Genomic DNA, 18,729 nt, shown 5'->3' on the forward strand with positions numbered 1-18,729 from the left:
GCCGAAAATCGAGGACGAGGGATCAGTTAGTATGACTTTGATCAGGAAATACCTCTTTTCCGCAAGCTTTGCCGCACTGGTGGCGTTCGGTTCCGTTCCCGGAATCATGACTGCAACTCCGGCTGTCGCCAGCGAAATCAAGTATGTCGTCAACGGCGTGCCAGTCACCAGCTACGACATCCAGCGGCGAACGGCATTCCTGAAACTGCAGCATCGCAAGGGCAATCTTGCCAAGGAAGCCGGCGACGAAATGGTCGACCAGACGCTGCGCGCAGCCGAAATTCGACGGCTCGGCATCAAGATTTCCGACAAGCAGATCAATGAAGCGTTCGGCCGCTTCGCAAGCTCCAACAAGATGAGCGCGACCCAGCTTACACAGGTGCTGCAGCAGGCAGGTGTTACGGCACAGCACTTCAAGGAATTCATCGGCTCCCAGATGGGCTGGAACCAGGCTCTGTCGGCTCGCTTCAAGGCGCAGAACGGCAGCATGAGCGAGCAGGACGTGGTCCAGCGCATGCTTCAGCAAAAAGGCTCCAAGCCGAGCGCCACCGAATATATGCTGCAGCAGGTGATTTTTGTCGTTCCCGCCAAGGAACGCGGCCAGATCGGCAAGCGCAAGCGCGAAGCCGAAGCCATGCGCGCCCGCTTCAGCGGCTGCGACAAGACGCGTGAATTCGCCAAGGGATTGATCGACGTCACCGTGCGCGATCTCGGCCGCGTGCTCGCGCCCGAGTTGCCGCCCGAATGGGCTGACCAGATCAAGAAGACCAAGACCGGCGGCGCAACCACCGTGCGCGAAACCGAACGTGGCGTCGAGTTCATCGGCATTTGCAGCGCCCGTGAAGTTTCCGACGATCAGGTCGCCAAGATGGTCTTCCAGTCGGAAGGCACCAAGGATCAGCAGGCCGAACAGCTGAACAAGACCTATATGGAAGAACTGCGCAAGCGCGCACGCATCGTCAAGCGTTGACCATTGTGGCACGTGCCAGCAACGCTCCCATACTCGCACTGACCTGCGGCGATCCATCCGGCATCGGTCCAGAGATCGCCATTGCCGCCTGGCAAGCGCGCGACAGCGCCGCTGTTCCGCCTTTCTATCTGCTGAGCGATACCGCACTTGTGGTTGCGCGCGCGCAAATGACCGGGCTGGAGATCGCAATCGAACACACCACGCCTGAAAAGGCCGCCGAGGTGTTTTCCCGCGCGCTGCCGGTGGTGCCGCTCAAGGCGCGCTTCCACGACAGACCCGGCCATCCCGACGCCGCCAACGCCGCAGGGATCATCGAGGCGATAGACCGAGGCGTTGACGATGTCTTCGCCGGCAGGGCCGCCGCGGTCGTGACCTGTCCCATCGCCAAGAAGCCACTCTACGACGCCGGCTTCCGTTTTCCCGGCCACACCGAATATCTGGCTCACCTTGCAGGCACCAAAGTCGGCAAGGCCGTCACCCCGGTGATGATGCTTGCCGGGCCGGACCTGCGGGCGGTGCCGATCACAATCCATATCGCGCTCAGCGATGTGCCAGGCGCCCTCACCCGCGACGCCATCGAAGAAACCGCCCGTATCACCGCCCAGGACCTCAGGACCCGTTTCGGCATCGCGAAGCCGCGCCTGGCCGTTTCCGGGCTCAATCCGCATGCCGGCGAAGGCGGCGCCATGGGGCACGAGGATGAGGCCGTCATCCGCCCCGCCGTCGAAGCCTTGCGCGCCGAAGGCATCGACGCTTTCGGCCCCCTGCCCGCCGACACCATGTTTCATCCGCGCGCCCGCGCCGGCTATGACGTGGCGATCTGCATGTATCACGATCAGGCGCTGATACCGGCCAAGGCGCTGGCCTTCGACGAGACGGTGAACGTCACGCTGGGCCTGCCCTTCATCCGCACCTCCCCCGATCACGGCACCGCCTTCGACATTGCCGGCAAGGGCATCGCGCGCCCCGACAGCCTGATCGCCGCGCTGAAGCTCGCACGCCGGCTCGCGGACAATGAAAGCCATGCATCATGAGCCTCGACGGGCTGCCGCCGCTTCGGGACGTGATCGAGCGTCACGGCCTGCAAGCCAAGAAATCACTCGGCCAGAATTTCCTGCTTGATCTCAACCTTACCGGCAAGATCGCGCGCGCGGCCGGCGATCTGTCCACCTCGACGGTCATTGAAGTCGGCCCCGGCCCTGGCGGGCTGACACGGGCGCTGTTGATGAATGGCGCGGCACGGGTGGTTGCGATAGAGCGTGACGAACGCTGTCTGGAGGCGCTTGCGGAAGTTTCCGCGCACTATCCGGGCCGGCTGGAGGTCATTCCCGGAGATGCGCTCAAGACCGACTTTGCCGCTCTCGCACCCGGCGAGAAGGTCAAGATCGTCGCCAATCTGCCATACAATATCGGCACGGAACTGCTGATCCGCTGGCTGACGGTGGAACAGTGGCCGCCCTTCTATGCATCGATGACGCTGATGTTCCAGCGCGAGGTGGCACAGAGGATCGTGGCGAAACCCGGCACTGAGGCCTATGGACGCCTCGGCGTACTCGCCGGCTGGCGCACCGACGCGCGCATCGCCTTCGATGTGCCGCCGCAGGCTTTCACGCCGCCGCCCAAGGTCACGTCATCGGTCGTGCAACTCCTGCCCCGCGAAAACCCCTTGCCGGCCAATGTGCGCATGCTGGGGCGCATCACCGAAGCCGCCTTCGGCCAGCGCCGCAAGATGCTGCGCCAGAGCCTGAAAGGCATCGAGGGCGCCCGCCTGCTCGAAGCAACCGGCATCGACGGGACTCGTCGCGCCGAAACGCTGGATATTGCCGAATTCGTGGCGCTGGCCAACGCGGTGTAGCGCAGCGCTTCCCTCACTCTTGATGAGCGGTGCGTAGCGTCGGGATGGAGGTGGCGATGAATTTTTACCCTCACCTGCCACGTCATGGCGACCTCCCCGCGCAGGAGAGGTAAAACCGGTCACTCGGTTTCTTCTTCCAGCAGCCCTGCGACGAAATCGAACAGGCCGGGCCGGCGGTCGCGGCGCAGTCGCTCGGCCGTGACGATCGCGCGAACTTCCGCAAAGGCGGCGTTCAGGTCGTGGTTGACGACGACATAGTCGTATTGGCGCCACTGCTCGATTTCCAGCCGCGCGTTCTCCAGCCGTTTGGCGATCACCTCGTCGGAATCTTCCGCGCGGCGCTTCAGGCGAGCTTTCAGTTCCTTCATCGACGGCGGCAGGATGAAGATCGAGACAATGTCGCCACGCATCTTTTCCTTGAGCTGCTGCGCTCCTTGCCAGTCGATGTCAAACAGCATGTCACGGCCTTCGGCCATCGCCTTTTCGGCAGGCTCGCGCGGCGTGGCGTAGAAATTGCCGTGCACCTCGGCCCATTCGAGCAGCTCATCATTGTCGCGCAGGATCTCGAATTCGCGCTTGCTGCGGAAATGGTAGTGGACGCCCTCGATCTCGCTGCCGCGCCGTGCGCGCGTGGTGACGCTGACCGACAGTTCGAGCCCCGGATCGCTTTCCAGAAGACTGCGGGCAATGGTGGACTTGCCAGCGCCGGAAGGCGACGACAGCACAAGCATGAGGCCGCGACGACGAATGGCGCCCACAGAAGTCTCAGCGCTCATATGTTACTCCAGATTCTGTACCTGCTCGCGAAACTGATCGACCACGGCCTTCAGTTCCAGTCCGATTGCGGTAATCGAAGCGGCGTTCGATTTCGAGCACAAAGTATTCGATTCGCGGTTGAATTCCTGCGCGAGAAAATCGAGCTTGCGGCCTGTCACCCCGCCTCCGGCCAGTAACGCACGGGCGGAAGCGATATGGGTCTTGAGCCGGTCGATCTCCTCGCGAATATCCGCGCGTGTCGCCAGGAAAGCAGCTTCCTGATGCAACCGGGCTTCATCGAACCCCGTCGCGGCATCCGTAAGCAGAGCCACCTGTTCGGCCAGGCGCGCACGGATGGCGGCCGGTTCGCGCGAAGGGTCGGCTTCCGCGCGCAGCGTCAACGTCTCCATGGCATCGACATGGCCGTTCAACAGAAGCCCGAGCGCGTCGCCTTCTGCCCTGCGCGCCTGCTCCAGCCCCTCCAGCGCCGTTTCCAGCACCACCAGCGCCGCCGCGTCGAAAGCTGCCCTGGCCTCCTCGGTCTCTGTCGCTTCGGGCATGTCGAGCACCCCGCGCAACGCCAGCAATCCGTCAGCGCTGGCGGGAGCGACGTCGAACTGCTCTTCCAGCCTCTTGGCGAGGCCTGCGAGATCCCGGAGGAAAGCCTCGTTCACCACCGGCTGCACAAGCGCCCCGGCGGCGCGCGTAACGCCAAGCGAAGCCTGTATATTGCCGCGAGAAAAGCGCCGCTGCACCATCTGGCGCACTTGCACCTCCAACCGTTCATAGCCGGGCGGCAGGCGCAGGCGCACCTCGCAACTCTTGCCATTCACCGATTTGAGTTCCCACGCAATCGAAGCGCCGGCGTGTTCCGTCGACGCCCGTGAAAAGCCGGTCATACTCTGCAAGGTCATCCCGCGGCCCTCTCACACGCTGGAATACGGCCGGGCCCGACCAGGTCCGGTCAATGAAACGACTGCGTCCCGCGCCCCGTCCATTCGTCCCCCGGACGAAGCCACGTTATTGAGCCTGTACCTCCGACTGCCCGCCTTCCGCAGCAGCCTTGGCCGCTTCCTCTGCCTGCTTCTTCTGCACGGCGCGCCAGCGGGCCACATTCTGATTGTGCTCGTCCAGTGTCTTGGCGAAGACATGCCCGCCCGTGCCATCGGCCACGAAGTAGAGCTCATCGGTCTGCGAGGGGTTGGCCACCGCCTCCAGCGCCGCGCGGCCCGGATTGGCGATCGGCGTCGGCGGCAGCCCGTTGATCTGATAGGTGTTGTAGGCCGTCGGCTTGTCAATATCGGACTGATAGATCGGCCGATCCGCGGGGCGGCCCTTGCCACCGAACAGGCCGTAGATGATCGTCGGGTCCGACTGGAGCCGCATCTTCTTCTTCAGGCGATTGAGGAACACCGCCGCGACGCGCGGGCGCTCATCGGCGCGGCCTGTTTCCTTCTCCACGATGGACGCCAGGGTCACGAATTCGTTGATGTCGGCCAGCGGCAGGTCAGGTGCGCGGCGGGCCCAGATGTCATCGACCATCTGCTTCTGGTGGGCAAGCATCTTGTCGATGATCGACTGGCGCGTGGCGCCGCGCGTGAAGCGCTGGGTGTCGGTGGCAAGGCTGCCTTCGGCCGGCTGCGCCGCCGGCATGTCGCCCGACAGCGCTTCATGGTGGGCGATGCGCTCGAACGCCTGCTCGACCGTCAGCCCTTCGGGGATGGTCAGCGAATACATCACCGACTTGCCGCTCTTCAGAAGTTCCATCACCTCATGCATGGAAGCGCCGGCCTTGATTTCGTATTCGCCGGCCTTGAGGGCCGAATCATTGCCATATGCGCGCACGCCGAGCCGGAAAATGCGCGAATCGCTGATCAGCCCACGACGCTCGAGCTGGTCGGCTATGTCCTGCACGCCGGTATTCGGCTTCACCAGGAAAGTCTGGTCGACCATTGTCGGCCCACGGCCCTCGAATTCGCGCTTGCCGAAATAGACCGCCGCGCCCCCCGCCAGAACGACGAGCACGATGATCGACAGCAGGAAATTCAGGAAAACCACGAACTGATTGCGCGACGCGCGCGAACGGCGCGGGGGCGGCGTGCCGGCCTCGGGACGAAGCGCCTCGCTGGCGGATTTCGGAACGATGGGTTTCGATGGTTCGGTGCTGCGACCGATTTCAGCATCAGGAGTCGTGGTCATAGCGCCTCAACAATGTTCTTGTCAGTCCCCCACCGAGCCCAGGAATCCATAAGCTGGCCCCGACCCTAAGGGCGATTATGGCAAAATTCGCGGCGAAACGGTCCGCAAGGGACCGTATCAACCGTTATAACGCTGGAAAATCAGCGAGGCGTTGGTGCCGCCAAAACCAAAGGAATTGGAGAGTGCGACATCGACCTGACGGGCGCGCGGCTTGTTGGGAACAAGGTCGATCGCCGTATCCCGCTCGGGATTGTCGAGATTGATGGTCGCCGGGACGATGTTGTCGCGAATGGCGAGGATGGAGAAGATCGCTTCGGCGGCGCCAGCGGCACCGAGGAGATGGCCGATGGACGACTTGGTCGAGGACATCGAAATCCTGGAGGCGGCATCGCCGGCCAGCCGCTCGACAGCGCCAAGCTCAATCGTGTCGGCCATGGTCGAGGTGCCGTGGGCGTTGATGTAGTCGATGTCGCCGGGCTGCAACCCGGCGCGCTTCAGCGCCGCCGCCATGCAGCGGAACGCACCGTCGCCGTCCTCGGACGGGGCAGTGATGTGGTAGGCGTCGCCGGTCAGGCCATAGCCCGTGATCTCGGCGTAAATCTTGGCGCCGCGCGCCTTGGCATGCTCGAGTTCTTCGAGCACGACCACGCCGGCGCCCTCGCCCATGACGAAACCGTCGCGGTCGCGATCATAGGGACGCGAAGCCGTTTCGGGCGAATCGTTGCGTGCCGTGGAAAGCGCCTTGCAGGCGGCAAAGCCGGCCAGCGACAGCCGCGTGACGGGCGATTCCGCGCCGCCGGCAACCATCACGTCGGCATCGCCGAACATGATCAGCCGCGCCGCGTCGCCGATGGCGTGCGCACCGGTGGAGCAAGCGGTGACCACGGCGTGGTTGGGGCCTTTGAGGCCATGCCGGATCGAGACCTGCCCGGAAACCAGATTGATGATGTTGCCCGGAATGAAGAAGGGGCTGATGCGGCGCGGGCCGCGATCCTGAAGGATGAGCGCGTTTTCCGCGATCCCCTCGATCCCGCCGATTCCCGAGCCGATCATCACGCCGGAGGCATGCTGCTCTTCCGGCGTCCTGGGCTCCCAGCCCGAGTCCTTCAGCGCCTCATCGGCGGCCGCAATCCCGTACAGGATGAAGTCGCCGATCTTGCGCAGTTCCTTCGGCTCCAGATAGGCCTCCGGATTGAAGGTGTTGTCGCTGCCGTCGCCACGGGGGATCACATGCGCGATCTTGCAGGCAAGATCTTCGGTTTCGAATTCAGTGACCCGCCGTGCAGCACTCCGACCGGTCAGAAGCTCTCTCCAGCCATGCTCCACGCCCACGCCGAACGGCGAAAGCAGACCCAGGCCAGTGACGACAACACGCCTCATACGGTATTCTCGAAATGCTGTAGCTGACGGCGCTTAGGCCGAAGCCTTGTCGATGTACTTGACGGCGTCGCCGACGGTCAGGATCGTCTCGGCAGCGTCATCGGGGATTTCAACGCCGAACTCTTCCTCGAAAGCCATGACGAGTTCAACCGTGTCCAGGCTGTCGGCGCCCAGATCGTCGATGAAGCTGGCAGCTTCCGTCACCTTGTCGGCTTCAACGCCGAGATGTTCGACAACGATCTTCTTGACGCGCTCTGCAGTGTCACTCATTTGGGCATCCTCGTCTAAAATTTTGTCTGTCTTCGTTAACGGCACGCATGCCGGTAATCAAGTTGAAAGATGTTCCCGCCAGGGAACGTGGCAACGGCGGCAGAAAGTCAGTACTCCGCCGCCGCGCATTCATGGCGGCATTACACGAAAAGCTTGCCGCGTCCAATGCGAAAACGCTGATTCTGCGCGGTTCGGCGCCACCATATACAGAAATAAGCTGTTGCCGGCGCCTTTTCACGGATCGCGATCAGATCATCGCCATGCCGCCATTCACGTGAATGGTCTGGCCGGTGATGTAGGAAGCCTCGTCCGACGCGAGATAGACGACCGCCGAGGCGATCTCGGTGCCGGTGCCCATGCGACGGGCCGGAATGGCCGACATGATGGCTTCCTTCTGCTTGTCGTTCAGCTTCTCGGTCATGGCTGATTCGATAAAGCCGGGAGCAACGCAATTGACGGTGACGCCGCGCGTGGCGATCTCCTGCGCCAGAGACTTGGAAAAGCCGATCAGCCCCGCCTTGGAAGCGCAGTAGTTGGCCTGGCCGGGGTTGCCGGTAACGCCGACGACCGAGCTGATGTTGATGATGCGGCCGGAGCGGCGGCGCATCATCGGATGGGTCAGCTCGCGCGTCAGGCGGAACGTGGCGGTCAGATTGATCTCGACCACGGAATCCCAATCGGCGTCCGACATGCGCACGAACAGACCGTCCTTGGTAATGCCGGCATTGTTGACCAGAATGTCCACGCCTTCCAGTTCGGCCTCGGCCTTCTGGCCAAGCGCCTTGACCTCGTCGCGGTCGGCGAGATTGGCCGGGAACACCTTTACGCGCTCGCCAAGCTCGGCGGCCAGCGCCTCCAGTTTTTCGGCGCGGGTGCCGTGAAGGCCCACGATTGCGCCCTGCTTGTGCAGCGCACGGGCGATCTCTTCGCCAATGCCGCCGGTAGCTCCGGTAACGAGCGCCTTGCGGCCGGTCAGATCGAACATTTTTGACTCCATCTCAAGAGCACGCCCTTCACGCGGGCATCGGTTCTCAATTGTTCAGGCAAGCGCGGCAACAGCCGCTTCCACATCCGCCGGGGTGTTGATCGCGCTGGTGGCGATTTCCTTGTCGATGCGCCGGGCAAGTCCCGAAAGCACCTTGCCGGAGCCCACCTCATACATCGTCTTCACGCCGTTGGCGCCAAACCATTCCACCGTCTCGCGCCAGCGCACGCGGCCGGTGACCTGCTCGACCAGGCGGGCAGCGATCTGATCGGGATCGGTGAGCGGCTGCACGACGACATTGGCGACGACCGGCACCACCGGCGCCTGTTTGGCCACACCGGCCAGCGCCTCGCGCATGGCCTCGGCGGCGGGCGTCATCAGCGCCGAATGGAAGGGGGCCGAAACCGAAAGCATGAGCGCGCGCTTGGCGCCCTTTTCGGTGCACAGCTTCGCCGCAAGCTCGACTGCCGCCCTGGCGCCGGAAATGACGAGCTGACCGCCGCCATTATCATTGGCGATCTGGCAGACCGAATTCCGGCCAGCTTCGGCGCAGGCGGCTTCCACATCGGCCTGCTCCAGCCCGATGATGGCCGCCATGGCGCCCTCGCCCACCGGAACCGCCGCCTGCATGGCATTGCCGCGAATGCGCAGGAGCCGCGCGGTATCGGCGATCGAGAACATGCCGGCCGCGGCGAGCGCGGAATATTCGCCAAGCGAATGGCCGGCGACATAGGCGACCTTGTCCTTCAGTGAGAAGCCGCGCGCTTCCATGGCGCGAAGTGCGGCAAGCGACACCGCCATCAGCGCCGGCTGGGCGTTGGCGGTCAGCGTCAGCGTCTCCTCGGGGCCTTCCCACATGATCGTGGAGAGCTTTTCGCCCAGCGCCTCATCGACTTCCTCGAACACCGCGCGCGCTTCCGGGAACGCGTCGGCGAGGTCCTTGCCCATGCCCACGGACTGACTGCCCTGCCCCGGAAATGTGAATGCGACGGCCATGTAAGGCTCCCGAAATTGTTTCACTTCAAGGCCGTGTGACGCAAGGAAGGCTGCAAAGTCAAGGCCGCGCCCCTTCGGACGCCTGCGCAAAACACGCATTTGGGGCGTTTTGGAAGATCGGGCATTGCCCGCCGCTCACACTCATATTCTCGACCCGTAAGGAGAATTGATTCCTCTCGGCCTCACCACGCACTAGATTTAGTGACAGTTTGATGACAGTTACGTGACGGCTTTTACAGGCGTTGGGGTATTGGAGTTGGCAGGTACGTTTCGATCGGCGCGCAATGTGTCGGAATGCGATGCGTCTGGCATTCCCGGACGCAGGGCCTTGACGATTCGGGTGGTCGCGACCACCACGCTGACGCTTTTCATCTCGGCGGCCCTTGTCTTCTGCGTCGAACTCATCTCGCGCGGATCGCTGTCGCAGACGCTGGCCTTTTTCCAGCAGCCCCTGCGCCCAAGCTGGACCACGGTGGCGCTGTTCGCGCTGCTCCTGATTTTTCTCGACGCGCTGATCGGGCGCGCGTATCACGCGCTCTTCGTCATCGCGCCGGTTGTGCTGGTGCTTGCCTTCATAGGGCACCAGAAATCGCTGTATCTGGGCGACCCGCTCTATCCTGCCGATTTTCTCTATGCCCGCCAGATCGTGGAACTGCTGCCGCTTCTGGCCAGCGACCGTCCGCTTGCGGCCGTCGCGATCACCTGCGGGATCGTTGCGGGCCTCGTGGCACTTGTCGCGGCTTGGAAATTCTGGCGACCGCGGGCGCCGGCCTTGTCGATGCGCGGGCGGATGGCGCGGCTCGGCATCGCGCTGCCGCTGCTCATTTTCTTCGGCTCCATCATGGACTATGCGACCTATTCCTGGGTCCGCGACCGGCTCCAGATCATCCCCATGATGTGGGACCAGAAGGAAAACTATAACAATAACGGCTTCGCGCTTGCCTTCGCGCTCAACGTGCCGATGGCCAAGGTGGTGGCGCCATCGGGCTATTCGGCCAAGGCCATCGAGGCCATCCCGCAGGCCGGGCCTGCCCTGCCGGTTCTGCCCGCCGAACGGCCCGACATCATCCTGGTGATGAACGAATCTTTCTGGGACCCGACCCGCCTGCCCGGCATCACCATCACGCCGGACCCGATCCCCAATGTGCGGGCGCTGCAGTCCGGCCACGTCTTTTCGCCGGAATTCGGCGGCATGACCGCCAATGTCGAATTCGAGGCACTGACGGGCTTTTCCAACGCTTTCCTGCCTTATGGCAGCATTCCCTACCAGCAATATGTGCGCGGCCCCGTACCGTCTCTCGCCAGCTTCCTGCGCAGCGAAGGCTATGATACGCGCGCCTTCCACCCCTTCGCCGGCTGGTTCTGGAACCGCACGCCGGTCTACCAGGCCTTCGGCTTCGAGCATTTCATGTCGCAGGAGACCCTGCCGCAGCTTGCCGCGCGTGGGCCACTGGCCTCCGATGCGGCACTGGTGGAGGAAATAATCGACCAGGCGGACCGGACCTCGGCCCCGCTCTTCTTCTTCGCCGTCACTCTCCAGAACCATGGCCCCTACGCGCCCGGCCGCTATTCGGATGCGACGCATAGCGTGGAGGGCGAGGTGAGCGAGGCCACCAGGGGCGCGGTCATCAGCTACGCCGAAGGCGCGGCGGACGGCGATCGCGCATTCGCCCGCCTCGTGGAATGGGCGCGCCAGCGCGACCGCCACACCATCGTTGCCATGTTCGGCGATCACCTGCCGCCGCTTGGCCCCGTCTATGTCGAGACCGGCTTCATGGAAGGCAATGTCGCCAAGCGGCGCGCGCCGCTGCCGCAAATGGCCGTTCAGCACGAGACCCCGCTCGTGGTGTGGTCGAACCGCAGCGGTGGGGTCGAAGGCATTGGCTCGATCAGCCCGTCATTCCTGCCGCTGGAACTCATGAAGACGGCAGGCATCAGCCATCCCTATTACACCGGCTTCCTTGGCGCGATGCGCGAGCGCTATCGCGTGGTCGATCGCAACATGCTGGTCGGGGCCGACGATGCCAGCACGCCCGACTGGTCGCAGGCCAAGGTCATCGACCCGGCGATCCGCGATTTCCGATTGCTGCAATACGACATGATCTTCGGCAAGCACCATGGCGCCAAGACGTTCTTTCCGCAGCCCATGCCCGCCGGCATGATGTAGCCTCCGGCAAGGCCATGTCCCGAAAACAATCCGGCCCGAAGATCGCAACCGATCTTCGGGCCACAGCTTTTCAACTCTCCGGAAGCAGGCAGCCCCCTTTCAGCATCAATTCGTGATGTAGAGCTGTGAAATCGCAAAGGCGATGTTCTGGAAGGCTTCCTTGAGCTGTTCCTGGTTTTTCGTCGGATAGTAGTTCGCGGTCGTTGATGCGCATTTGCTGTAGAGCTCGCGGTTGGCCGCGGTATCGGCCCCGAGCACGACGGTGAAGACGCGCACGCCCTGGTCCTTCAATGTGGTGCACATGCCCTGCGTCATGGTGTTGACGTTGGTCAAAGCCTTGCTTCTGTTCGCATTGGAATCGAGCCGCTTCGAGCTCAGATACCCATAAGAGCCGTAATCCGATCCGTTGAAATTGGATTTCTGGCCGAAGACGTTGTTTTCGCCATCGGTGAAGACCACGACCACCTTGGTCGTGCCGTCCGAATTGAAATCATCGCCCGTGCCGAACCTGGGCGACAGCACGCGGTGCCCCCAGGCCAACCCTTCCGACACGTTGGTACCGGAGCCATTCCAGTAGGTCATCTTGCTGATCTCGGTCTTGAGTTTATCGAGATCGGCGGTCAGCGGTGCCAGCGGCGTCGGGCAGGCGTAGTTTGGTCCGGTGGTCAGCGGCGGGGTCGCTGTGATCAGATAGTCGGTCTGCACCGTCATTTTCGAGATGGCGGTATACTTGGAAGTCGATTTCTGAGTGGCGATTTTTGTTGATTCACTGTCGGAACTTTTTGCCGGGTCCCTGAGATAGCTGTTGTTGAACACGCTGGTATCCGCGTTCTGTCCTTTGGCCGGGGCACCCGGTTCATCCGGTGCGAAGTAAGGCACGAACATCGTGGCCGGAACCAGAGGATCAGGCACGGTATCGTTAAGGTTGTACGGAGATGGCCGCGCTTCGACACACCCTTTCCAATCGACTCGAGGATCTGGCGTATCCGGATATTTCGGGTTCAGGCCGAGGAACAACTTCCAGTGCCCCGGACGCTTGCCGTTGGTAAGCTTGTCGAAATTGCTGCCGTTGCTTGTGTTCTCAGCCGCTGGAATTTCCAACCGCTTGTCGATCCACTCTTCCTTGAGAAAATCGGGATTGTTGATGTTGACCGCGGTCACGAAGGGCACCAGCGCCGCCCGTATCTCGCGTTGCGGGTGCTGGGTCTTGGCGCTCTGAAGAATGGTGACGAGGTTGGTGGCGCCCTCGCGCAGCGCCTTCATGTTCGACTCACCCATCGAGCCGGTGTTGTCGAGCACCAGCGCGACCTCCAGCTTGGCGGTCGACTCAAACGCGCTGGACGCTGCGGTGACATGCCTGTTGCCGCCGAAGAAGAAGCCGAAAGTCAGGGGTACATCGGCTTCGGCGGTAGCCGAGGTGCGGATGTAGTTGATGCCCGGATCGACCTCCAGCGTGGCCGTCGCATCGTCCAGGCCGTTCTTGCCGGCGATATTGGCCTTGAAGTAGCGGTCGAAAATCTCCTCACGCGTCAGCGGCTTGCCGCCGCCGGTCTGTGCCGAGGACGCGTCGGCCAGACGCGAGGCCGCCAGCACGGCCGAATCGAGCGCGTTTTGCAGATTGGATTTCGCAGTCATCAGATTGGCGACATCGAGCGCCAGCCCGACACCGGCAAGAACGGCCGGAGCGGAAATCGCAAACATCATCGCGAAATTCCCGCTCCTGGACCGCAGGAAGCGCTTCACAAGCATCGTTACCCCCGCTTATGCCCGGATCGAAGCGAACTTTCTGCACCGCGTAAGGTGAAAAACCTGTGACCGGCGTCTCGGGTAGGACGACAAATTGGCGGTGGTGGTTAAGGATAGGTTCGCAACCTATCTGGTAGTTTCAGCATTTGCCGCCGCCGAATGCTGCGCACTGAGCGGGCGGCGCGATGCGCGAAACCGGCCTTTTTTCTTGCCTTCCGGCGAAAATGCTGTAAAGAGCCGCCATCTGTCGGTTCCGGCTGGGGGCTGAACGGAGGGCCGGAGGTTTTTCTATCAGGAAAATCGCCCGCGTGAAGCAAGAAGCGCTTCCGCCTCCCGTGTCTCCGCTCTCGACCGTCTCGTCATGCTCCTTTCTTCTCCCGCGGGTGCCAAGCCCAACGGATCAGAGAAGTTGCAGAGGCTTAGCCGCCGGCGCCGGACAGGGAAACGAAGAAAGGCAAAGAACATGGCTCTCTACGAACACGTGTTTCTTGCCCGCCAGGACCTTTCGCAGCAGCAGGTCGACGCGCTCGTGGAGCACTACAAGGGCGTCATCACCTCGCACGGCGGATCGGTCGGTCGGGTCGAGAACTGGGGACTGAAGTCCCTCACCTACCGCATCAAGAAGAACCGCAAGGCCTATTACACGCTGATGGACCTGACCTGCCCGCCGGCCGCTCTCAACGAGATGGAGCGTCAGATGGGCCTGTCGGAAGACGTGCTGCGCTTCATGACCGTCAAGGTCGAAGCCCACGAGGAAGGCGCCTCGGCAATGATGCAGAAGCGCGAAGAGCGTTCCGAGCGCGGTGACCGCGGCTTCGGCGACCGTGGTGGTCGCAGCTTCGGCGATCGTGATCGTGGTCCGCGCCGTCCGCGCGAACAGGCTGAAGGAGCTGCAGAATAATGGTCGACATCAACCAGATCCCGACCCGGCGTCCGTTCCATCGCCGCCGCAAGACCTGCCCGTTCTCCGGCGCCAACGCCCCGAAGATCGACTACAAGGACGTGCGTCTGCTGCAGCGCTACATTTCCGAGCGCGGCAAGATCGTTCCGTCGCGCATCACCGCCGTCAGCCAGAAGAAGCAGCGCGAACTCGCCAAGGCGATCAAGCGCGCCCGTTTCCTCGGCCTGCTGCCCTACGTGGTGAAGTAAGACATTCCGGTCTGCCGCTTCTTGCGCAGGCCGTATGATGTGAAGGAAGAGGCGGCCCGCCGCCTTTTCCCCTCCCCGCGAAGGGCGCGGCGAGCGACATGAAAAATCCCGAGTTGGGCCACCATGCCCTAACTGCCGGACAGGCAGGACAGCGACCGAGGCGCAAAGCCGCCACTCAAGCTTCCTGCCGTCCTGACAAGAAATCAGCCGCATCGCGGCACAGACAAAGGACAGGAACGATGGAAGTCATCCTTCTCGAACGTATTTCCCGCCTCGGCCAGATGGGCGACACCGTCAAGGTCAAGGACGGCTTTGCCCGCAATTTCCTGCTGCCGCAGGGCAAGGCGCTGCGCGCCAACGAAGCCAACAAGAAGAAGTTCGAAGGCCAGCGCGCCCAGCTCGAAGCCCGCAACCTGGAGCGCAAGTCCGAAGCCCAGCAGGTGGCCGACAATCTTGACGGCAAGACCTTCGTGGTCGTGCGTTCGGCCGGCGAAACCGGTCAGCTCTACGGTTCGGTTTCGACCCGCGACATCGCCGACATCGTCACGGCCGAGGGTTTCTCGGTCAGCCGCACGCAGATCGAACTCAACCACCCGATCAAGACCATCGGCCTGACCAATGTGGCGATCGCGCTGCATCCGGAAGTCGAGGTCACCATCACCCTCAACATCGCCCGCACCGCCGACGAGGCCGAGCGCCAGGCTGCCGGCGAGAAGCTCGATTCGGCCGAAGCCATCTACGGCGAGGACATCAACGAGAACGCCCGTCCGGACAGCTTCTTCGACCCGAACGCGGAAGAAGACGAAGAGCTCTGATCACATTTCACGAGACGCTGTCGTCTCGCGTGAACTGGACCAAAAAACCGGGCCCCTGGCCCGGTTTTTTTTGTACAAACTGGAACTATTGCAGATGCGGCGCTTTGAAGCACAATAGGGGCAACCCAGTTTTGCCTTAATTGCGGGTGTCGCTATGAATATACTGTTGCAGCGCATCGTTGAACGCTTGGTGCGCACCGGAAACCTCACCATTACCAGCGCCAATGGCAGTAGCCGGAGCTTCGGCGATGGCACGGGAGATCCGGTTCACGTCGTTTTCAGAACCGGCCATGCAGAACGCGCCGTGGCCATGGACCCCATGCTGGCGCTGCCGGAAGCATTCATGGACGGTGAGATCGACATCGTGGAGGGCGATGTCCTCGGTCTCCTGCACACCGCCTACCAGAATATGGGACCGGGCGGCGTGGAGGCTGCATGGACCAAGGCGCTGGAGGGTCTGCGCCATGCTTTCCGCCGCTTGCAGCAGCTTAATACCACCAGCCGCTCGCGGCGCAACGTGCAGCGCCACTACGATCTGTCGGGAGAGATGTACAAGCTCTTCCTCGACGAGGACATGCAGTATTCCTGCGCCTATTTCGAACGCCCGGACATGACGCTCGATGAGGCGCAGCTCGCCAAGAAGCGCCACATCGCCGCCAAGATGCAAATGAAGCCCGGCCTTTCCGTGCTCGACATCGGTTCGGGCTGGGGGGGGCTCGGCCTCTATCTGGCCCGCAACTTCGAGGCCGACGTTCTGGGCGTTACGCTTTCGACCGAACAGCACACCGTTTCGACCGACCGCGCCCATGCGGAAGGGCTGCAGAACCACGTCCATTTCGAACTGCGCGACTATCGTCATCTGACCGAGCGGTTCGACCGCATCGTTTCGGTGGGCATGTTCGAGCATGTCGGCGTCAACCACTACCGCGCCTTCTTCGAGAAATGCGCAACACTGCTCAAGCCCGATGGCGTGATGGTTCTGCACTCGATCGGCCGCAACGGCCCGCCCTATGCCACCAACGCCTTCATCCGCAAATACATCTTCCCCGGCGGCTACATCCCGGCTCTGTCGGAAGTTCTGCCGGTGATCGAGAAATCGGGGCTGATGGTCACCGATATCGAGATCCTGCGCCTGCATTATGCGGAAACGCTCAAGCACTGGCGCGAGCGCTTCATGGCCAATCGCGACAAGGCAAAGGCGATCTATGACGAACGCTTCTGCCGCATGTGGGAGTTCTATCTTGCCGGCTCGGAAGCCTCGTTCCGCTGGCAGGAGATGATGAATTTCCAGATCCAGCTCACCCGCCGCAACGATGTCCTGCCCATCACGCGCGACTACATGGCCGAGGCCGAACAGGCGCTGGCCATGCAGGACAACCAGACCACGGCCGAACAGCAGGACGCAGCCGCCGCCCAAAAAGGCAAGAAACGCATTTCGGAGGCTGGCGAATAGTCGCCAGCACTTGCCTTGCGGCCGCCCTGCCCCGACAAAGGCACGGAACCGGAGGGACGGCAGTGAGCATTCCGATCTTCATTGCAGCCGCGATCTGCGAGATCGCCGGCTGCTTTTCATTCTGGGCATGGTGGCGGCTGGAGAAATCGCCGCTCTGGCTGGCGCCCGGCATTGCCCTGCTGGTGGCCTTCGCATGGCTTCTCAGCCTCGTCGATTCGTCCGCCGCCGGCCGCGCCTATGCCACCTATGGCGGCATCTACATCGCCGCGTCGCTCGGCTGGCTCTGGCTGGCCGAGGGCGTGCGCCCCGACCGTTGGGACCTGCTGGGCGCCACGGTCTGTTTTGTCGGCGCCTGCATCATCCTGTTCGCGCCGCGCGCGGCATAGCCGAAGGCGGCGGGGCGTTTCCACTTGCCGCCGCTTGCGATCAGGCTTTCAGCGGAATCCAGATTTCCAGCCCGCCATTGCCGGTTCGACCATCGAATTCGGGTCCATAATGTTCGAAATTCGGCGCATCAGCCGCCTCGAATTGCGAATTCGGCAGCCAATTTCGCCAAATCGCATGCACCGTATTGCGGATTTTCGAGACATGATCGCGGTGGGCAAAGACCGCATATTTCTGCGCGGCCAGCCGCACGCAACTGAACTCCTTCGGCATTTCCGAAAAGTCGGTCACCTCGACGCCCGAGACATATTCGAAGCTGCTGTCGTCGAAATTGCAGCAAATGCCGTACCAGGCATTCGGCACGGCGCCGGGGATACTGCCCTGATAGGCGTTGAAGCGCTGCCACAGCGCGGGGATGGCGTTGTTGGGGCTATCAAACGCATAGCGTTCGCCCAGACCGGCAATGAGCATAGGCTTGCCGTCGACGAAGCGCGGTTCTTCCAGCTTTGCAGTCGGTGTATCGTCCATAATGATCGGCTCCACGAGTTCGAGATTGTCGAGATGACGCTGCGCGCGCAGGGCTTCGGGCGTCAGCCCGAACTGCTCGCGAAACGCCCGCGTGAATGCCTCGTGGGAGCCGTATCCGGCATCGAGCGCCACCGCCAATATGTCGGGCGCGCCGCCGGCCAGCGCCCGCGCCGCCACGCTCAACCTGCGCCCGCGCAGATAACGGGTGATCGAACGCCCGGTTGCGGCGGCAAACGCCCGTGACATGTGAAATCGCGAAACCCCGGCCACACCGGCGATGTCATCCAGACAAACCTCGCCGGCGAAATGGCTTTCGACATACCACAGGGCTTTCAATACCGGGTCCATGACACTCCCACTCAGGCAATGCCCGATATGCCGCCATTTCGGGGAGCCGGCTTGATCGCGCTTGCGGTGCGGCCGAACTTCCTTGTGATCTCCTATCGCTGCGCGGGCGTGACGACCTCATAGGTGCAAGCAAAGGAAGCAGCGGCTATCCGGTAGGTATCGGTCGGGTCATCGGGCACCTGAACGATCGCATCGCCCGGCCGGGCAACCATCCTTTCGCCCCAGGGCGCGGTGAAGGCGAATTCACCTGTCTCCCGCGGCACGATGAAATAGCCCATATCCGTGCCTTTCGGGATGAATGTCCGATAGCCCTGCGCATCCGCCTTCGATTGCGGTTCGCCGTAACGGGTCGGAAACTTCGCGGCCTTCACCAGAATTTCCTCGTTTCCGGTTTCCGGGCAGCGGTTGCGCACCACCCAGTCGCCCTCCTCGGCCGGTTTGGACTTCGTCTCCACGCCCTCGCCCCTGATGGTCGTGACGATTATCTCTCCAACCACTGCGGGGCGCGCATCCACCGGCTTCGTCTTGCGGGCAATGCCGGTCCTGCCGCCACTCTTCATGTCGGCAAACAGCGCGACCTGATCCTTGCTCGAAACCTCCCCGGCCATGGCATACGAAGCGCCCGCCAGGCCGCCCAGCAACAGGGCGCAGAAAAATCCGGCATATGCGGTTCTCATCGCATCAGTCCTTGCAGAGAATGCTCCCCGCCATAACAGCACGGACGGCGC

Annotated in this window: 19 protein-coding genes; 9 read left to right on the plus strand and 10 right to left on the minus strand. The window is 62.6% G+C overall.

Annotated elements, in window-relative coordinates:
- Positions 1-31: 31 nt before the first annotated feature.
- The 3 genes from C7441_RS05185 to rsmA are packed head-to-tail and all read left to right on the plus strand — an operon-like array spanning position 32 to position 2,825.
- Positions 32-970 carry a peptidylprolyl isomerase gene (locus C7441_RS05185; RefSeq protein ID WP_109611982.1) on the plus strand — a complete coding sequence of 313 codons (939 nt, stop codon included), beginning with the start codon at positions 32-34 and terminating at the stop codon, positions 968-970.
- Positions 967-2,004, plus strand: coding sequence for a 4-hydroxythreonine-4-phosphate dehydrogenase PdxA (pdxA, locus tag C7441_RS05190; protein WP_170125018.1), 1,038 nt, complete (start codon positions 967-969; stop codon positions 2,002-2,004). The genes C7441_RS05185 and pdxA overlap by 4 nt, the downstream gene beginning before the upstream one ends.
- Entirely contained in the window at positions 2,001-2,825 is an 825-nt protein-coding gene (gene rsmA / locus C7441_RS05195) for a 16S rRNA (adenine(1518)-N(6)/adenine(1519)-N(6))-dimethyltransferase RsmA (protein WP_109611983.1), read from the plus strand. Before pdxA ends, rsmA begins: the two co-directional genes overlap by 4 nt.
- Before the next feature lie 119 nt (positions 2,826-2,944).
- Here rsmA and gmk read toward each other — a convergent pair whose 3' ends face one another.
- The 7 genes from gmk to fabD all read right to left on the minus strand — a co-directional run bounded on the left by gmk (position 2,945) and on the right by fabD (position 9,411).
- Positions 2,945-3,601 (minus strand): guanylate kinase, encoded by a 657-nt coding sequence (gene gmk, locus C7441_RS05200; protein WP_109611984.1) that lies wholly within the window; start codon positions 3,599-3,601, stop codon positions 2,945-2,947.
- A gap of 3 nt (positions 3,602-3,604) precedes the next feature.
- A complete protein-coding gene (locus C7441_RS05205) occupies positions 3,605-4,495 on the minus strand; it encodes a YicC/YloC family endoribonuclease (RefSeq protein ID WP_109611985.1) in 891 nt (296 codons plus the stop codon).
- Between the two features lie 106 nt (positions 4,496-4,601).
- Positions 4,602-5,780 (minus strand): endolytic transglycosylase MltG, encoded by a 1,179-nt coding sequence (gene mltG / locus C7441_RS05210; RefSeq protein ID WP_019170543.1) that lies wholly within the window; start codon positions 5,778-5,780, stop codon positions 4,602-4,604.
- 117 nt (positions 5,781-5,897) lie between these two features.
- Positions 5,898-7,160, minus strand: coding sequence for a beta-ketoacyl-ACP synthase II (gene fabF / locus C7441_RS05215; RefSeq protein ID WP_109611986.1), 1,263 nt, complete (start codon positions 7,158-7,160; stop codon positions 5,898-5,900).
- A 33-nt stretch (positions 7,161-7,193) separates the two neighbouring features.
- Positions 7,194-7,430: an acyl carrier protein gene (locus C7441_RS05220; protein WP_019170544.1), complete on the minus strand. Its 237-nt coding sequence runs from the start codon at positions 7,428-7,430 to the stop codon at positions 7,194-7,196.
- A gap of 247 nt (positions 7,431-7,677) precedes the next feature.
- Positions 7,678-8,415: a 3-oxoacyl-[acyl-carrier-protein] reductase gene (gene fabG / locus C7441_RS05230; RefSeq protein WP_109611988.1), complete on the minus strand. Its 738-nt coding sequence runs from the start codon at positions 8,413-8,415 to the stop codon at positions 7,678-7,680.
- 54 nt (positions 8,416-8,469) lie between these two features.
- Complete coding sequence (fabD, locus tag C7441_RS05235) at positions 8,470-9,411, minus strand: ACP S-malonyltransferase (RefSeq protein WP_109611989.1); 942 nt, start codon at positions 9,409-9,411, stop codon at positions 8,470-8,472.
- A gap of 310 nt (positions 9,412-9,721) precedes the next feature.
- Here fabD and C7441_RS05240 point away from each other — a divergent pair, with 310 nt between their 5' ends.
- Positions 9,722-11,578 carry an LTA synthase family protein gene (locus C7441_RS05240; RefSeq protein ID WP_483407028.1) on the plus strand — a complete coding sequence of 619 codons (1,857 nt, stop codon included), beginning with the start codon at positions 9,722-9,724 and terminating at the stop codon, positions 11,576-11,578.
- Between the two features lie 105 nt (positions 11,579-11,683).
- Here the strand turns inward: C7441_RS05240 and C7441_RS05245 are convergent, their stop codons facing one another.
- Complete coding sequence (locus C7441_RS05245; RefSeq protein ID WP_109611991.1) at positions 11,684-13,327, minus strand: pilus assembly protein; 1,644 nt, start codon at positions 13,325-13,327, stop codon at positions 11,684-11,686.
- A 460-nt stretch (positions 13,328-13,787) separates the two neighbouring features.
- On the opposite strand from C7441_RS05245, the gene rpsF reads away from it, so the two are divergent.
- The 5 genes from rpsF to C7441_RS05270 all read left to right on the plus strand — a co-directional run bounded on the left by rpsF (position 13,788) and on the right by C7441_RS05270 (position 17,127).
- Positions 13,788-14,225 carry a 30S ribosomal protein S6 gene (rpsF, locus tag C7441_RS05250; RefSeq protein WP_109611992.1) on the plus strand — a complete coding sequence of 146 codons (438 nt, stop codon included), beginning with the start codon at positions 13,788-13,790 and terminating at the stop codon, positions 14,223-14,225.
- Positions 14,225-14,473, plus strand: a complete 249-nt coding sequence (gene rpsR / locus C7441_RS05255) for a 30S ribosomal protein S18 (protein ID WP_019170551.1) — start codon at positions 14,225-14,227, stop codon at positions 14,471-14,473. The genes rpsF and rpsR overlap by 1 nt, the downstream gene beginning before the upstream one ends.
- Before the next feature lie 239 nt (positions 14,474-14,712).
- Complete coding sequence (gene rplI / locus C7441_RS05260; protein WP_019170552.1) at positions 14,713-15,288, plus strand: 50S ribosomal protein L9; 576 nt, start codon at positions 14,713-14,715, stop codon at positions 15,286-15,288.
- 154 nt (positions 15,289-15,442) lie between these two features.
- Positions 15,443-16,741, plus strand: coding sequence for a cyclopropane fatty acid synthase (locus C7441_RS05265; protein ID WP_109611993.1), 1,299 nt, complete (start codon positions 15,443-15,445; stop codon positions 16,739-16,741).
- 62 nt (positions 16,742-16,803) lie between these two features.
- A complete protein-coding gene (locus tag C7441_RS05270) occupies positions 16,804-17,127 on the plus strand; it encodes a YnfA family protein (RefSeq protein WP_019170553.1) in 324 nt (107 codons plus the stop codon).
- A gap of 40 nt (positions 17,128-17,167) precedes the next feature.
- Here C7441_RS05270 and C7441_RS05275 read toward each other — a convergent pair whose 3' ends face one another.
- Positions 17,168-18,001: an AraC family transcriptional regulator gene (locus C7441_RS05275; protein ID WP_109611994.1), complete on the minus strand. Its 834-nt coding sequence runs from the start codon at positions 17,999-18,001 to the stop codon at positions 17,168-17,170.
- A gap of 92 nt (positions 18,002-18,093) precedes the next feature.
- Complete coding sequence (locus C7441_RS05280; protein ID WP_109611995.1) at positions 18,094-18,678, minus strand: hypothetical protein; 585 nt, start codon at positions 18,676-18,678, stop codon at positions 18,094-18,096.
- Between the last annotated feature and the right edge of the window lie 51 nt (positions 18,679-18,729).

This window comes from Pseudaminobacter salicylatoxidans, assembly GCF_003148475.1.
Taxonomy (GTDB): Bacteria; Pseudomonadota; Alphaproteobacteria; order Rhizobiales; family Rhizobiaceae; genus Pseudaminobacter; species Pseudaminobacter salicylatoxidans.

Bases quoted from the DNA above. Each gene is read 5' to 3' on its own strand.
- C7441_RS05185 (WP_109611982.1), top strand. From the start codon at position 32: ATGACTTTGATCAGGAAATACCTCTTTTCCGCAAGCTTTGCCGCACTG.
- rsmA (WP_109611983.1), top strand. From the start codon at position 2,001: ATGAGCCTCGACGGGCTGCCGCCGCTTCGGGACGTGATCGAGCGTCAC.
- gmk (WP_109611984.1), bottom strand. From the start codon at position 3,601: ATGAGCGCTGAGACTTCTGTGGGCGCCATTCGTCGTCGCGGCCTCATG.
- C7441_RS05205 (WP_109611985.1), bottom strand. From the start codon at position 4,495: ATGACCTTGCAGAGTATGACCGGCTTTTCACGGGCGTCGACGGAACAC.
- mltG (WP_019170543.1), bottom strand. From the start codon at position 5,780: ATGACCACGACTCCTGATGCTGAAATCGGTCGCAGCACCGAACCATCG.
- fabF (WP_109611986.1), bottom strand. From the start codon at position 7,160: ATGAGGCGTGTTGTCGTCACTGGCCTGGGTCTGCTTTCGCCGTTCGGC.
- C7441_RS05220 (WP_019170544.1), bottom strand. From the start codon at position 7,430: ATGAGTGACACTGCAGAGCGCGTCAAGAAGATCGTTGTCGAACATCTC.
- fabG (WP_109611988.1), bottom strand. From the start codon at position 8,415: ATGTTCGATCTGACCGGCCGCAAGGCGCTCGTTACCGGAGCTACCGGC.
- fabD (WP_109611989.1), bottom strand. From the start codon at position 9,411: ATGGCCGTCGCATTCACATTTCCGGGGCAGGGCAGTCAGTCCGTGGGC.
- C7441_RS05245 (WP_109611991.1), bottom strand. From the start codon at position 13,327: ATGCTTGTGAAGCGCTTCCTGCGGTCCAGGAGCGGGAATTTCGCGATG.
- rpsF (WP_109611992.1), top strand. From the start codon at position 13,788: ATGGCTCTCTACGAACACGTGTTTCTTGCCCGCCAGGACCTTTCGCAG.
- rpsR (WP_019170551.1), top strand. From the start codon at position 14,225: ATGGTCGACATCAACCAGATCCCGACCCGGCGTCCGTTCCATCGCCGC.
- rplI (WP_019170552.1), top strand. From the start codon at position 14,713: ATGGAAGTCATCCTTCTCGAACGTATTTCCCGCCTCGGCCAGATGGGC.
- C7441_RS05265 (WP_109611993.1), top strand. From the start codon at position 15,443: ATGAATATACTGTTGCAGCGCATCGTTGAACGCTTGGTGCGCACCGGA.
- C7441_RS05275 (WP_109611994.1), bottom strand. From the start codon at position 18,001: ATGGACCCGGTATTGAAAGCCCTGTGGTATGTCGAAAGCCATTTCGCC.
- C7441_RS05280 (WP_109611995.1), bottom strand. From the start codon at position 18,678: ATGAGAACCGCATATGCCGGATTTTTCTGCGCCCTGTTGCTGGGCGGC.